At 44.4% G+C, this 14567-nt stretch carries 10 protein-coding genes; 3 read left to right on the forward strand and 7 right to left on the reverse strand.

Annotation, left to right across the window (positions count from 1 at the left end; genetic code table 11):
* Nucleotides 1-104 precede the first annotated feature (104 nt).
* Nucleotides 105-1550: a glyceraldehyde-3-phosphate dehydrogenase gene (locus AAC006_RS13680; protein ID WP_013783653.1), complete on the reverse strand. Its 1446-nt coding sequence runs from the start codon at nucleotides 1548-1550 to the stop codon at nucleotides 105-107.
* 147 nt (nucleotides 1551-1697) lie between these two features.
* On the opposite strand from AAC006_RS13680, the gene AAC006_RS13685 reads away from it, so the two are divergent.
* On the forward strand, nucleotides 1698-2567 hold the full coding sequence (locus tag AAC006_RS13685; RefSeq protein ID WP_126873408.1) for a DUF2989 domain-containing protein: 870 nt from the start codon (nucleotides 1698-1700) through the stop codon (nucleotides 2565-2567).
* A gap of 180 nt (nucleotides 2568-2747) precedes the next feature.
* Here the strand turns inward: AAC006_RS13685 and msrB are convergent, their stop codons facing one another.
* From msrB to malQ, 5 genes are all read right to left on the reverse strand, one after another.
* Nucleotides 2748-3146 carry a peptide-methionine (R)-S-oxide reductase MsrB gene (gene msrB, locus AAC006_RS13690; RefSeq protein WP_013783651.1) on the reverse strand — a complete coding sequence of 133 codons (399 nt, stop codon included), beginning with the start codon at nucleotides 3144-3146 and terminating at the stop codon, nucleotides 2748-2750.
* Nucleotides 3147-3232: 86 nt separating this feature from the next.
* Complete coding sequence (gene gndA, locus AAC006_RS13695) at nucleotides 3233-4786, reverse strand: NADP-dependent phosphogluconate dehydrogenase (protein WP_013783650.1); 1554 nt, start codon at nucleotides 4784-4786, stop codon at nucleotides 3233-3235.
* A 112-nt stretch (nucleotides 4787-4898) separates the two neighbouring features.
* A complete protein-coding gene (glgX, locus tag AAC006_RS13700) occupies nucleotides 4899-6986 on the reverse strand; it encodes a glycogen debranching protein GlgX (protein ID WP_013783649.1) in 2088 nt (695 codons plus the stop codon).
* An 8-nt stretch (nucleotides 6987-6994) separates the two neighbouring features.
* The gene (gene glgB / locus AAC006_RS13705; RefSeq protein ID WP_013783648.1) at nucleotides 6995-9196 is read right to left on the reverse strand and encodes a 1,4-alpha-glucan branching protein GlgB; all 2202 of its coding nucleotides are present in this window, start codon (nucleotides 9194-9196) and stop codon (nucleotides 6995-6997) included.
* Nucleotides 9197-9310: 114 nt separating this feature from the next.
* Nucleotides 9311-11506 (reverse strand): 4-alpha-glucanotransferase, encoded by a 2196-nt coding sequence (gene malQ / locus AAC006_RS13710; RefSeq protein ID WP_338455335.1) that lies wholly within the window; start codon nucleotides 11504-11506, stop codon nucleotides 9311-9313.
* 240 nt (nucleotides 11507-11746) lie between these two features.
* Between malQ and gap the strand changes: the two genes are divergently transcribed.
* Both gap and AAC006_RS13720 read left to right on the forward strand, forming a co-directional pair.
* Nucleotides 11747-12742, forward strand: coding sequence for a type I glyceraldehyde-3-phosphate dehydrogenase (gene gap, locus AAC006_RS13715; RefSeq protein WP_126873410.1), 996 nt, complete (start codon nucleotides 11747-11749; stop codon nucleotides 12740-12742).
* A 191-nt stretch (nucleotides 12743-12933) separates the two neighbouring features.
* Complete coding sequence (locus AAC006_RS13720; protein WP_339349434.1) at nucleotides 12934-13788, forward strand: D-hexose-6-phosphate mutarotase; 855 nt, start codon at nucleotides 12934-12936, stop codon at nucleotides 13786-13788.
* A 129-nt stretch (nucleotides 13789-13917) separates the two neighbouring features.
* Here AAC006_RS13720 and AAC006_RS13725 read toward each other — a convergent pair whose 3' ends face one another.
* Entirely contained in the window at nucleotides 13918-14565 is a 648-nt protein-coding gene (locus AAC006_RS13725) for a bifunctional 4-hydroxy-2-oxoglutarate aldolase/2-dehydro-3-deoxy-phosphogluconate aldolase (protein ID WP_339349436.1), read from the reverse strand.
* Nucleotides 14566-14567 lie beyond the last annotated feature (2 nt).

Genomic DNA, 14567 nt, shown 5'->3' on the forward strand with positions numbered 1-14567 from the left:
AAATACCATGTGCCAATGCGCTATTTATGCCTCTTGGCGGCACGGTTTTGTTTACACAAATAAAAAACCGACCCTAAGCGGTCGGTTTTTATTCAAATTGAATATTAAAGCGGCAGTGTGGGGAAACTAAGCCCTGCCATATCCCGAATAACACGCATTACCTGACAGCTATAACCAAACTCGTTATCGTACCAAACATAAAGGGTAAGACGCTTATCAGCCACTATTGTAGCCTGCGAGTCGACCACTGACGCTGCGCGAGAGCCCACTAAGTCGGTAGAGACAATCTCTTTACTTGCGGTGTAATCGATTTGGTGTTGTAAGGTAGAAAAGAGTGCAGCATCCCGTAAGAATTCATTCACTGCTACTCTATCTGTGCCTTTCGCTAAGTTAAGGTTCAAAATAGCCAGTGATACATTCGGCGTAGGCACGCGAATAGCGTTACCAGTTAGCTTGCCAGCAAGCTTAGGGTAAGCTTTCGATACCGCTTTTGCTGCGCCTGTTTCGGTAATAACCATATTAAGTGGCGCACTACGACCGCGTCTGTCACCCTTGTGATAGTTATCAATTAGGTTTTGATCATTGGTGTATGAATGCACCGTTTCAACATGACCGTCTTCAATGCCATATTCTTCATCCAACGCTTTAAGCACTGGCGTAATCGCATTGGTAGTACAACTTGCTGCTGAAAGAATGGTGTCGTCTGGCGTAATCTCGTCATGATTTACCCCATGTACGATGTTTTTAATATCGCCTTTACCTGGTGCCGTCAGTACCGCTTTAGACGCACCTTTCGCTTTAAGGTGTAAACCTAAACCATCGCGGTCACGCCATATACCCGTGTTATCAACAATAATAGCGTTGTCGATACCGTATTGGGTGTAATCAACCTCGTCTGGGCTGTTCGCGTAAATCACTTGTATAAATGAACCGTTTGCTTTTAATGCATTACGCTCATGATCGATAGAGATACTGCCGTTAAATGGCCCATGCACTGAATCACGGCGAAGTAAGCTAGCACGTTTTTCCAAATCACCATCGCGTCCGCCACGTACCACAATGGCGCGTAAACGTAGCTTATTGTTTTTACCTTGGCGTTCTATCAACAAACGCGCTAACAAACGACCTATACGACCAAATCCATAAAGTACAACGTCTTGAGGCTTCTGATCGTCCTCTTTATCAATAACGTCGCCTAACTTCTCACTTAAAAATGCATTTAAGTCGTCGTTGTCTACCGCCGAACCGTAATTAAAGTCGAAGGCCAATTTACCAATATCAATTTGAGCAGGGGCAATCTGCATTTCGCTCAGCGCAAGTAAAATTGGGAAACTCTCCCGAAGTCGCAATTTTACTCCCTCGTGCAAGCGTACTTTGCGATGCGCTTTGATCACATCAGTTGCACTGGCATTTAATAAAGAGCGGCCATAAACTGAAATTTCTACTGCGCTATTTCGGTATAGCTTACCGATAAGGGGCAACATCATTTCCGCGTATTCCTGACGCTCTTGCCAGCTGCTTTGTAATTCCTGCTCAAACTGTTGGTTCATGTTTTTGCCTTTATCGACGTAAATTAACGGTATGTGACACGTCAGTTTTTTAATATTTTAGGGTACACTAGGTGAAGATTTCGTCTGACGGTGACGAGCAGTATCTTAAAGAAACAAACAAGGATGACCAAATTGTTGATAAATTTCATGAAATCAAAAAATTTGCCTGTTCTAGGCACTTTATTTAGTAATTTTCCAACAGGTTATAAAAATGTTATCACCACGCTATCGATGACCGTCATGCTGTCTGGATGTAGCGATTGGTTCGAACCCACTATTAGTGAAATTTGCGAAACCAACAGTGAAATGTGTTTAGATTTAAGCCTAGATGCACGTTGTCGTCACGAGCGGGCCGACATCATAAGATTAAGATACAACCACCAAACAGATACCTCAGACGCGTTCAAATACCCATTATTATTAGCGTTTGAAGATTACTTGGTCTGCGTGGAAGAAGCACAGCATATTGAGCACATAAAACGTAAAGGCAAAGAAGCCACCCGCCTTAAGGGGGTCATTACTGCTCAACGCGAACTTACCCGATTAGCCCGCGAGACTAAACGTTCCCTTGACCCTTACCTTTCTTATTACCACTGGTCTCGTCACAATGACAACGAGGCGTTTCACCGGTTTGAGCGCTACGCCGCGAGCAACAAAGTTAACGATCCTGAGTTACTTATTTCTTTGGCCTCGGCGCAAATTAAAACGGATCCTGAGCGCACAATTAATACCTTGTATAAAGCACTAAGCCTATACAAAGATGCAGATGACATAGACAGTGCGGTGTACTTATCATTGGTGTCGTTAGGTACGGATAAAGAAAACTATAGAATGGCTTATGTATGGCTAGGCGTAAGCGAATACTTTGACGAAAACATACCCTCAGCTAGAAGGGAATCACTTGGCAAAAAATTTAATCTTCCGGTTGATATTTTAGACAGCGTGGTTAGTGATATTGTCTCTGCCCTTGATAACAGTCAATTCGATGCGAGCGCACTTAAGCTACATAGACTGTAATAATGAAAATGAATTACATTTTTTTCGTCAGAAATAAGTGCTAAAAAAAGAAAAAATCCGCCAAACATGAGCGGATTTTTTTATTTTTTAGGTTAAGGAAGCTAAAGCTGTATATTTTTTGTTCGACTGTTTACCTTGTGAAAGACTACCTACTCAATGTAATCGCTACAGAGTTCGAGCCTAGCCTTTTACCACAACGTCACCATTACCTTTAAATGTCAGTGAAATTGAATTCACGCAATAGCGCTGACCGCTTGGCTCTGGGCCATCTGGAAACACGTGCCCCAAATGAGAATCACATTGTTTACAGAAAATCTCTACACGATGCATGCCGTGCGTATTGTCATCTCGGTAGCCAACATTGTCGTTTTCAAGTTGCTGAAAAAAAGAGGGCCAACCACAACCAGCATCAAACTTAGTTTGTGATGAAAACAAATCCGCTCCACAGCACTTACAAACATAAGTTCCCTCTCGGGCTTCATCTAACAACGCCCCGGTAAAAGGTCGCTCTGTCCCGGCATTGCGGCACACTCGGTATTCTTCTTCAGACAGCGTTTCTTGCCATTTTTGCTCAGACATCGTTTCTCCTAAAATTCATCCCTTAAAAAGAAAAAAGGTGCGCCTAAAGAACCTGGCACACCTTTCAATTTAGTACAGGAACCGTATTAGCGTTTTATAGAAGTTTGCGGGCGTTGGGGATCACTCCATTCTAAGTGATACTTTTTACCCGCAGGCTTATCTACACGTTGATACGTGTGGGCACCGAAAAAGTCCCGTTGACCTTGTAGCAAGTTAGCCGGCAGCACCGCCGTTCTATAGGAATCATAGTAACTTAGTGATGACATCATAGCCGGGCATGGAACGCCTGCAATAGTGGCTTGCGCAATTGACTGACGCCAATCAGATTGAAATTCTGAAATCTGTTCTGCAAAGAACGGATCCATCAGCAGGTTCGACAACTCTTCGTTGTTTTCATAAGCCTTAGAAATAGACTGTAGGAAAACGGCACGAATGATACAGCCCGCGCGCCAAATTTTTGCTATTTCACCAAACTCTAATTGCCAACCATGCTCTTTGGCAGCGATAGCCATTAGTTGGAAGCCTTGCGCATAAGCACAAATTTTAGAGCAGTATAACGCTTGTTCTAATTTATTGATGATGTCTTCTTTCTGCTCATCCGAATGAACCACAGGTTCAGGGCCAGAAAGCACCTTACTTGCTGCCACACGCTCATCTTTTAAGCTAGAAATACTGCGCGCAAATACAGCCGACGTAATGGTTTGCGCAGGGCTACCTACTTGCAATGCACTAACCGCAGTCCAAAGACCAGTGCCTTTTTGCCCTGCTCTATCTAGAATAACGTCAACAAGGGGCTGCTTGGTATCTGGGTCGAGTTGGTCGAGCACTTCAGCGCTAATTTCCATTAGGTAACTATTTAGCTTACCTTCATTCCAACGTCTAAATACAGCAGCAATGTCAGAAGGCGACATTTGCAATGCTTCGCGCATCACGTGATAGGTTTCACAAATAAGCTGCATATCAGCGTATTCAATACCGTTGTGTACCATTTTCACATAATGGCCTGCGCCAACTGGGCCAATATAAGTGGCACACGGCTCACCTTCTAATATGGGTTTACCTGGCACGAAACTCTCAAGAGGTTTACCGGTTTCAGGATCGACCTTAGCGGCAATCGCTTTAAGTACAGGCTCAATTCGGGTCCACGCATAAGGGTTGCCCGATGGCATTAATGATGGCCCAAAGCGTGCCCCTACTTCCCCACCAGAAACCGCAGTAGAAAAGAAGATAAACTTGCCTTTATATTGCTCTTCCCGTGCAACTGAGTCTGTCCACAAGCTATTACCAGTATCAACCACGATATCGTCGGCATGAATACCCGCATCAATAAGATGATTACATACATGGTCGACAGGGTCGCCGGCAGGAACAGAAAGAATAATAAGATGAGGGGCTTTTAGTTTGCTGAGTAATTCGGTGTAAGAGCTGCAACCTTCAACGCGAGGTTCAGCGTTGGCATCTCGCTCACTGGCGTCTTTTACGAGAATAGCATCGACCTTATGCTGGTCTAAATCGAAACACGCTACTCGATAACCGTGATCTACCAAGTTCATTGTAAGGTTACTACCCATTACACCTAAACCGATAAAACCAATATCACACGCTGTTGTGGCGTGCTTATTTCCACCTTCATTTTGCATAGAAAAACCCTCACATTCAGATGGGAGAGCATAATACCACCTGTACCAATAAAGAACAGCATACCGGGCCGATATCCGTTCGGTATGCTATTTTTTTCGTCAGAGGTAAAGCTTACGAGGTAAATTCGTTAAAACTAAACAGAGTAAGAGACTTACCCGCTTGTAAAAATACTTTTTGAATACAGATTTTGGGTTGCTCGCTGAGTGAAGCGTAGCGAGTATCTAAATGCAAAGTCCAGCCGCCTTTCGGTGACAAACTAGGTAGATTAAACCTCACGTCGTTGTCGCTGGCGTTTACACACATAAACCAATGCTCTGGGGTTTGTTCACCTACCGCGCACCCTCTAATTTCAACACCAAAAGCTTTATTGTGTGCCGCGTTCCAATCTTCAGAGGCTTTATCGGTGCCATCAGGTTTGAACCAGTTAATTTGGCTGACATTTTTCGATAACGAGTAATGGTCGTCTTCTAGCTTTATCTCGCTTAACAAGGTAGAACCTTGTTTTAGGCGAATAACATACTGGCAAAAGCTAAGGAAATCTTGCTGACGCTTGTTCATTTCCCACTGCGTCCAACTAATTGGATTATCTTGACAATAGGCGTTGTTGTTACCGTTTTGCGTGCGACTTAGTTCGTCGCCCCCTAAAATATGTGGCGTGCCTTGTGAGAAAATAAGCGTGGCAAATAAATTACGCTTCTGGCGTTCACGTAGTGCCAATATATTTTTATCTTGGGTTTCACCTTCAACGCCATAGTTAGCTGATAAGTTATGCCCGTGACCATCACGATTTTCTTCTAGGTTAGCTAGGTTATGGCGATCGGCATAACTCACTAAATCATGTAGGGTAAAACCATCGTGGTAGGTGATGTTATTCACCGATGTGGAAATATGCCGGTAGCCTTTATGAAATAGGTCGCGAGAACCCATAAAGCGAGTAGCAAAATCGGCTGCTAAGCCTTCATCACCGCGCCAAAACGCACGTGCCGTGTCTCGGTACTTATCGTTCACTTCTAGCCATGGCGTGGGGAAGTTACCCACCTGATAGCCACCAAGCCCAATGTCCCAGGGCTCGGCTAGTAAAACGGTTTGCTTTAATACGGGGTCTTGCCCGATGGCGCGAATTAGCCCAGCATATTTATTATAAGCTTGTGGCTCTCGTCCAAGGGTTACCGCTAAGTCGAAACGAAAACCATCTACACCAATAGTGGTTGCCCAAAAACGCATGGCGTCTAAAATGAGGGTCATCATGTAAGGATGAGACGTATGCACAGTGTTACCGCATCCAGAGTGATTAGAATAAACCAACTCTCCCCGCTTAGTTTGCTCTAACAGATACGCTTGATATGGGCAGAAACCTTTGTATGACAAAATAGGGCCGCCTTTACCGCCCTCTGCCGTGTGGTTGTAAACCACATCTACAATCACCTCAAGCCCCGCTTTATGGTATTCATCAACCATATGCTTAATTTCGGCCAAAGCATCTTTGCTGGCATAACGAGGTTCCGGCGCGAAAAAGTTAACTGGGTTATAGCCCCAGTAATTCGTTAACCCTTTTTCCGTAATGTAAGGCTCTGGCATAAAGGAGCACATTGGCATGAACTGAACCGTGGTAATACCTAGCGCTTTTAGGTGGGCAATAACCGCGGGGTGGCTTGCCCCAAGGTACTTACCTCTGTGTTCTTTTGGCACATCGGGGTGTAACTTTGTTAACCCTTTCACATGCGCTTCATAAACAATACGTTTGTGTTTTGGGATCTCGACCTTGCGAATAACACTTTCAGGGTAATCGGCGTCTGCCACCACCACACACTTAGGCACCATAAATTGCGAGTCGAATTTATACTGCCTAGCATCCCAATGAATGGGTCTGCTTAGTTTTTTTGCATAAGGGTCGATAAGCAATTTATCGGTGGGCACACCGTGCAGTTGCCCTTCGCCGCGCTCCACTCGATAGCCATATAAATGACCTGCTTTTACATTGGGAAAGAAACCATGCCAAATATCGCCGCTTTTTTCAGGCAGCAATATTTCTTCTATAGGTTCTTCGGTATCGTTGTGAAAGAGACATAACGCCACCGCTTTCGCATCTGGCGCATAAACAGCGAAGTTGCACCCATCATCATAAGGCGTAGCACCTAATGGAAACGCTTCACCTAATAAAACATGGTTTACCTTTGTGACGTTCTGTTTCGCGTCCAACGTAATTCCTATTTCGTAATGTAAAATACGGTAGATAAAGGGGGCAAATTAATACTGATCGAGTGGTCTCGGTTATTCCATGCTACCGGCGTAGGCGTGACATGGCTGTCCACAGGATAATCGCTCCCCCAAAATACCTGACTATCAGTATTTAGTGCAAGTGCCAACTCGCCGGCCCCATCTACCCCTACGCGGTAATGTTCTCTTGGTATAGGCGTAAAGTTACAAATAACATAGACTTTTTGCTTACCATCTAGCGACGTGCGAACAAAAGACACCACACTTTGGTCGGCATTTTCATGGTCAACCCAGGCAAAACCATGATGACTGTGATCTTGTTCGTACATAGCAGGAGTGCTGGTATAAAACTGATTCAATGCTTTATATAAGCTTTGAATACCTTTGTGTTTTTTATGTTCCAGTAGGTGCCAATCTAAGCTGGTGTCATGGTTCCATTCTTTGCTTTGTGCAAATTCATTGCCCATGAAATTTAACTTCTTGCCAGGGTGCCCATACATAAAGCCAGCATAGCACCGTACGTTAGCGGCCTGCTGCCATTCATCACCGGGCATTTTGTGCAATAAGCTGCCTTTGCCATGCACCACTTCATCATGAGAAATAGGCAACACGAAATTTTCGTCAAAGGAATAAACCATGCTGAAGGTAATTTCACCATGATGGTAATTACGATAAGCAGGATCTTTGGCAATATACGTTAGCGAGTCGTGCATCCAGCCCATATTCCACTTAAAGCCAAAACCTAATCCACCTTCAAACACAGGCCGTGATACTTTCGGGAAGGACGTAGATTCTTCGGCAATAGTCATGGCGTCAGGATAGTGTTTATATACTTCTTCATTCATCCAGCGTAGCAGGCTAATGGCTTCGTAATTTTCATTCCCGCCATCCACATTCGGGATCCACTCGCCTTCATTACGGGAATAATCGAGATAAAGCATAGAAGCAACCGCATCGACTCGTAATCCATCCACGTGGAACTTATCTAACCAAAATAACGCATTGGCGACGAGAAACTGACGAACGGTCTGTTTGCCAAAATCATAAATGCACGAATTCCAATCCGGATGCCAACCTCGCCTTGGATCTTCATATTCATAAACATGGCTGCCATCAAAGCGCGCAAGACCATGGCCGTCTTCCGGGAAATGTGCAGGCACCCAATCAATAATTACCCCTAAATCAGCTTGGTGGCATTTATCGACAAAGTATTTAAATGCATCAGGGTTACCAAAACGGCTAGTTGGCGCAAACATGCCCACTGGCTGATAGCCCCACGAACCATCAAACGGAAACTCTGAAACCGGTAATAACTCTAGATGGGTATAGCCCATCTCTTTTGCGTAAGGAATGAGGTCGTCGGCCAACTCTTCATAAGTTAAATAACGCTGACCACTGTCTGCGTCAGGGCGCTTCCACGAGCCTAGGTGCACTTCGTAAATACTCATTGGGTTGGCATATTTATTTTGTTTACGAGATGCTAGCCATGCATCATCGTTCCACTGGTACTTATCGTGGTTAAATATCTTTGACGCATGAGAAGGGTATTGCTCAGCGCTAAACCCTAGAGGATCGGTTTTGTGCGGTAATTCATGCCCGTGGGCGTCTTTAATTTGATACTTATAACGTTCCCCTTCGCCTAGGTTTGGAACAACCAATACCCAATAGCCCAATGAGGTTTTTTCCATTGGATGTAAGCGTCCGTCCCATTGGTTAAAGTCACCAATTAATGAAACTGAAGAAGCGTTTGGCGCGTACACGCAAAAACGAGTGGCAGGGAGTGCCTCCCCTTTTTCAGGCGTAACAGTGATGAGTTGAGCACCGGCTTGGTGATATAGGTTTTCTGGTTTGCTGTCGATGTAATGCACAGCGTGGTATGCATTATCAACGAATTGATAAGGGTCACAATAGATGTAGCTATCGGCTTTATTGTGGATAGTCACCCAATAAACCTGCGCACTTTGGGCCTTTGTAATTTCACCCTCGAATAAACCAGCTTCAGTGAGCGGTTTCAGCATAACCTTTGGCAATGCGGTATCTGGCCAACTTATTTCGATGGATGATGCGTCTGGACGCCATACTCGAATCTTAGTTTTACTTCCTGTTTCAATTGGCCCAAGAACGGAAAACGGCTGAGAACATGTTGCATGCTCTAATTGCTGCGCTATCTGCTTTACCCGCGTTACCTGCATCTGCTACTCCTATTAAAAACCCGCAAGAAAACGCGGGTTTACTGCCCTAATATTAGGCAAAGGCGCGCGTATTTGCACGCCAACATATTCACTTTAAAAAATGAAAATTATAACTTAAGCACTCGCTTGTTTACGTGCTTGCGTTAATTGAGCTGCCAACTCTGTTATATCATGAGTCTCGAAAATAGCCTCAACATTCTTGGTCAGCTTTCTACGCCAGTTAGGGTACTCATTGAAAGTACCTGGAATATTTACGGGCTTGTCCATTTGTAACCAGTCTTCTAGCTGCAAGCTTAATAAAGCACTTGAGCCACCAGCCATATGCACTTGCATTCCTTTACTAAGTTCGCCAGTCATGCCAGTAGTATTCACATCGCTTCCAACATTCTCAGGAATTGAATGATGACCGTGTAATGAATCTAATATTGACTGTTTGTTTGCATGGCGATCGGCGTACAAGGTTTGTAAAATATCGTCTGTTGGATAAAGGCCAATATCTTTGCCAAGCGCCAAGTCAAGACAATGCCAGTAACCTATAAGCGTAGGCATGTCGTGTGTAGTAAGTGTAGACATAGACTGCACAGGGTAATGGCTAGGCGAGAAGAAACCGCCATCTTCGGCTTGCTCAAAGAAGAAAACACGGTAGGAATACACACCATTGTCTGCCAACTTACTGCGAATCTCTTCAGGCACGGTGCCTAAATCTTCACCAATCACTAAGCTTTGGTTACGATGACTTTCAAGGGCCAAAATACCCAATAAATCATCTACCGGGTAATAGACATAACCGCCCTCTTTCGCATCATCACCTTTAACTACCCACCACAAACGTAGCAGTGCCATTACGTGATCTATACGAAGAGAGCCTGAAGACGCCATATTGGCTGAAAATAAGTCGATGATTGGCTGGTAAGCCTGTTCGTAGAGCTTGCGAGGATCCATAGGAGGAAGCCCCCAGTTTTGCCCCAAAGGCCCTAAAATATCAGGTGGTGCACCTACGCTAGCGTCAACGCAGTATAAATCTTTGTTGCCCCAAATTTCAGCACTACCTTCACTCACCCCTACCGCAAGGTCTCGATATAAACCAATGGTCATACCGCACTCAGTGGCTTTGCTGCTTGCCGCTTCTAACTGTTGCGCTGCTATCCATTGTAAAAATAGGTAGAACTTCACATTACCAGCATTCGCCTTTTTGAATTTCGCAACAGCAGGGTTGTGGTAGTCTTTGTATTCTTCAGGGAATACAGGCCACCCCCAGCAGTCTTTTCCTTTCGCTTTTAAGTGTGACTGAAGCGCATCGTATACCGCCAGCATATCTAGGCTTTCACCACCTTCGGTAACAAACGCTTTAAATGCTTTATTTTGCTTGGTATTTTTACGAAGATGGCGAGCATCGTAGACATCAAATACCGCTTTTAACGCCGCCAATTTGATATGCGCGACAGCCTCATAATCTACATGTTCAGTTGCACGAGCATGGCTTAGCGTTTTTTGGAATTCTTCTGCATTCACCACGGCTTGAACACTTTCATCATCAAAGCATTCAACAGCAGAAGCATCAATGTACAAGTAGTTTAGCCAGCGGCGAGAACTAGGACCATAAGGAGAACACGCGTCTGGGTTAGCAGGGTAAAGTGCATGAATAGGATTAAGCCCGATAAAATCTGCCCCTACGCCTGCCGCTTTTTCAATGAGCGTTGCAAGGTCGGTGAAGTCCCCTATTCCCCAGTTTTTTTCACTGCGCACACAATAAAGTTGCACGCTCAAACCCCAAATCTTTTTACCCGCGGCAATAGGCTCTGGGGTGAAGCAGGCTTTTGGTGCAACAATGATGCGAGACTCTGCAAATTGATCATCGTCAGCACTTAACGCCATGGTGTGATAACCCAGCGGCAAGTTAAGTGGCAAAGACACCACGTATTCATGGAACTCCACCTCATCGATGTGCGCCATCGTCGTCATTTCTTGGTCTACCGGTGTAAACGTATGCTTTTCAATTTTTCCGTTTTCACAGTGAACTGTAATGACATGTTCATCGTTTACAAGTTCTATAGGTAGGCGCACAACGATAACAATAGCCTCATCGCTACGAACCACTTGAACAGGGTTCAGAGGAGATAACCAAACTGAGCTAATGTCGTCTATAATTTGCGATTGAATCTTTTCTTCACTGGCGGTGTCATAACCCAGCACGTTAAGTAATTTGGCTTTACTTGACTCTGCGATGGTTGCTGGTTTGCCCCATGCGTCGACGTATTGAGTCTCTATTCCACGCATTTCAACCAGTTGTTGCAGAAGATCTTGTGTCATCGTAACTTGTTCCTGTATTCCTGTGAGAGGCACGCTTAATTTGCACAAAGCAAATTTGCTTATACGTACAAAATATTAACATTATTCTAGAAACAGTCGCGCTATGAAAACTGAATACGATTGCATAAGCTGTTGTTCGTAATTTTCCAACAGTTTAGCGTTTTTGTTTTGCCAATTATGGCATTTTGATCCATACTTTACGTAATTTATTTTCATATTCAAAAATAATCGAGGTACGTCATGACAATTCGCATCGGTATTAACGGTTTTGGTCGCATTGGTCGCTTAGTAATGCGTGCGGCTGCTGCCCGTGAAGACATCGAAGTAGTTGCTATTAACGACTTATTAGATACAGATTACATTGCCTACTTATTAAAATACGACTCAACGCACGGTTTATTCGACGGTGAAGTTACAGTAGACAACAACGCCTTAGTTGTAAATGGCAAAACTATCCGCATCACCTCTGAAAGAGATCCTGCAGACCTTAAATGGAATGAAGTAGATGTGGACGTGGTAGTTGAATCAACTGGCTTATTCTTAACAAAAGAAACTGCTGCTAAGCACATTGAGGCTGGTGCGAAGAAAGTCGTTATGTCTGCACCTTCTAAAGACGACACCCCTATGTTCGTTATGGGTGTTAACGATGAAAGCTACGCGGGTGAAACTATTGTTTCGAACGCATCGTGCACCACTAACTGTTTAGCGCCTCTAGCTAAAGTACTTAACGATAAGTTCGGTATTGTAGACGGCCTAATGACAACAGTTCACGCGACTACAGCTACTCAGAAAACCGTTGACGGTCCTTCTATGAAAGACTGGCGCGGTGGTCGTGGCGCTGGCCAAAACATCATTCCATCGTCAACTGGTGCTGCTAAAGCAGTAGGTAAAGTTATTCCTGCACTTAACGGCAAGCTAACAGGTATGGCTTTCCGCGTACCAACGCCAAACGTTTCAGTGGTTGACCTTACCGTTAACCTAGCAACACCAACTAGCTACGACGCTATTTGTGCGGCAATGAAAGAAGCATCTGAAGGCGAGCTGAAAGGTATCATGAGCTACACTGAAGACGCAGTAGTATCAAATGACTTTATCGGCAACGCCAATACATCAATTTTTGATGCAACAGCGGGTATTGCACTTACCGACACATTCGTAAAAGTTATCTCTTGGTACGACAACGAATGGGGCTATTCAAACAAAGTTCTAGACTTGGTTGCTCACATTTCTAAGTAATCAGGTTTATCAATAACGGCGACTTTGTTGATCAGTTATTGAGTACATTGTTAATAGACTGAAAAAAGGTGCGAATACTATTCGCACCTTTTTTATTTTCAATGCACAATAAGCCATTATTAAATGGTAATGCGAGACCTTGTGGAAATCTCGACAACGGTACAATCAGCACGTTGCTTCATGGAGGATTTATGTCAACAAAATCATTGCAAGTAAGCGAATCAAACGGATTGACGTTTTTAGAGGTAGATAACCACCTCGGTTCAGCAAAAATCAGTTTATTCGGCGGACATGTCTTATCTTTTATTCCAAAAAAAGATGGCCAAGAACGCTTATGGGTAAGCCCCCATGCCTACCTTAACGGTGAACGCCCCATTCGTGGTGGAATACCTGTATGTTGGCCATGGTTTAGTGATGACCATGGTAAAGCGAAAGGTGAGCTGCCTGCCCATGGTTTTTTGCGTACACAAGTGTGGCAATTAACTTCATCAAGTGAAGATGAAACTGGCACCCATATTACGCTCGCCCCCTCCTTCACTCGTGCGGAAGGGTTTGAACATGACTGTGCGGTTACCCTTTCCATTACTGTAGGTGACACTCTCAGCGTATCGTTAATAACAGAAAACACAGGCGTAGTGCCATTTACTTACAACTGCGCGTTACACAGTTACTTCCATGTTGATCATATTCAAGCCGTTCGTCTTGAAGGTATAACTGGCGACTATAAAGATAAACTGGACGACTGGGCGATAAAACCCACACCTGAACTTTATACTTTTACCGGTGAAACCGACCGTATTCATATGAGCGCGGTTGATAAGGCGTCTATTGTAGTAAACGATACCCCTTTCACCGATGTTGGCTCAAAAGGTCATGATTCATTGGTGGTATGGAACCCGTGGCAAGGCGCTGCGTCAATTTCTGATATGGATCCGTTCGGCTACAAACATATGGTTTGTGTAGAGTCGTCTATTACCCAAGGCAAGACGCTACAGCCAAGTGAGTCTCACGCTATGGTACAAATAATAACGCCTGTGTTGCGCTAGCGAGCCGTTTAACGGCTTAAATAAAGTAATACGCTAACGACCCGTTTATTGGCTTGAATAAAAAAGCCCCGATAATAAGTGACGTCATATCAGTCACCATTACCGGGGCTTTTTTTAAATGCTTTTTAATTAGCTGATGTTGGCACCCGCAACGGCTTCTTTAGCAAGTTGCGTAATACGATCCCAATCACCTGACTCAATCGCATCGTCTGGCGCTAACCAAGAACCACCAACACAAACAACATTTTTAAGGGCTAGGTAATCATTGTAGTTACCTGGGCTGATGCCGCCAGTTGGGCAGAATGTAAATTCAGGGAACGGGCCACTGATCGCTTTAATCGCTTTCACACCACCAGACGCTTCAGCTGGGAAGAATTTCATATGGGTGTAACCCGCGTCTTTCCCTTTCATCAGTTCAGACGTTGAAGAAATACCTGGGATAAGTGGAATTTCTGCTTCCATACCCGCTTTTAGCAAATCAGCTGTCATACCAGGGCTAATTGCAAATTTAGCGCCCGCTTCAATAACCGCTTTAAGCTGCTGTGCATTCGTTACTGTGCCAGCACCAATAAGAGAATCAGGCACTTCATCAGCAATACGCTTAATAACGTCGATAGCAGCAGGCGTACGAAGAGTAACTTCTAATACTTTAATGCCACCTGCCATAAGGGCTTTTGCTAGCGGAACTGCCTTTTCCACGTCGTTGATAACCAATACAGGTACAACAGGGCCAGCAGCAAAGATATCAGCTGGCGAATATTTCCATTTACTTGTCATAA

The organism is uncultured Alteromonas sp. (assembly GCF_963976965.1).
Taxonomy (GTDB): domain Bacteria; phylum Pseudomonadota; class Gammaproteobacteria; order Enterobacterales; family Alteromonadaceae; genus Alteromonas; species Alteromonas naphthalenivorans.

Coding starts and splice junctions, on each gene's coding strand:
- gap (WP_126873410.1), top strand. CDS start 11,747: ATGACAATTCGCATCGGTATTAACGGTTTTGGTCGCATTGGTCGCTTA.
- AAC006_RS13725 (WP_339349436.1), bottom strand. CDS start 14,565: ATGACAAGTAAATGGAAATATTCGCCAGCTGATATCTTTGCTGCTGGC.
- AAC006_RS13685 (WP_126873408.1), top strand. CDS start 1,698: ATGAAATCAAAAAATTTGCCTGTTCTAGGCACTTTATTTAGTAATTTT.
- malQ (WP_338455335.1), bottom strand. CDS start 11,506: ATGACACAAGATCTTCTGCAACAACTGGTTGAAATGCGTGGAATAGAG.
- gndA (WP_013783650.1), bottom strand. CDS start 4,786: ATGCAAAATGAAGGTGGAAATAAGCACGCCACAACAGCGTGTGATATT.
- glgB (WP_013783648.1), bottom strand. CDS start 9,196: ATGCAGGTAACGCGGGTAAAGCAGATAGCGCAGCAATTAGAGCATGCA.
- AAC006_RS13680 (WP_013783653.1), bottom strand. CDS start 1,550: ATGAACCAACAGTTTGAGCAGGAATTACAAAGCAGCTGGCAAGAGCGT.
- msrB (WP_013783651.1), bottom strand. CDS start 3,146: ATGTCTGAGCAAAAATGGCAAGAAACGCTGTCTGAAGAAGAATACCGA.
- AAC006_RS13720 (WP_339349434.1), top strand. CDS start 12,934: ATGTCAACAAAATCATTGCAAGTAAGCGAATCAAACGGATTGACGTTT.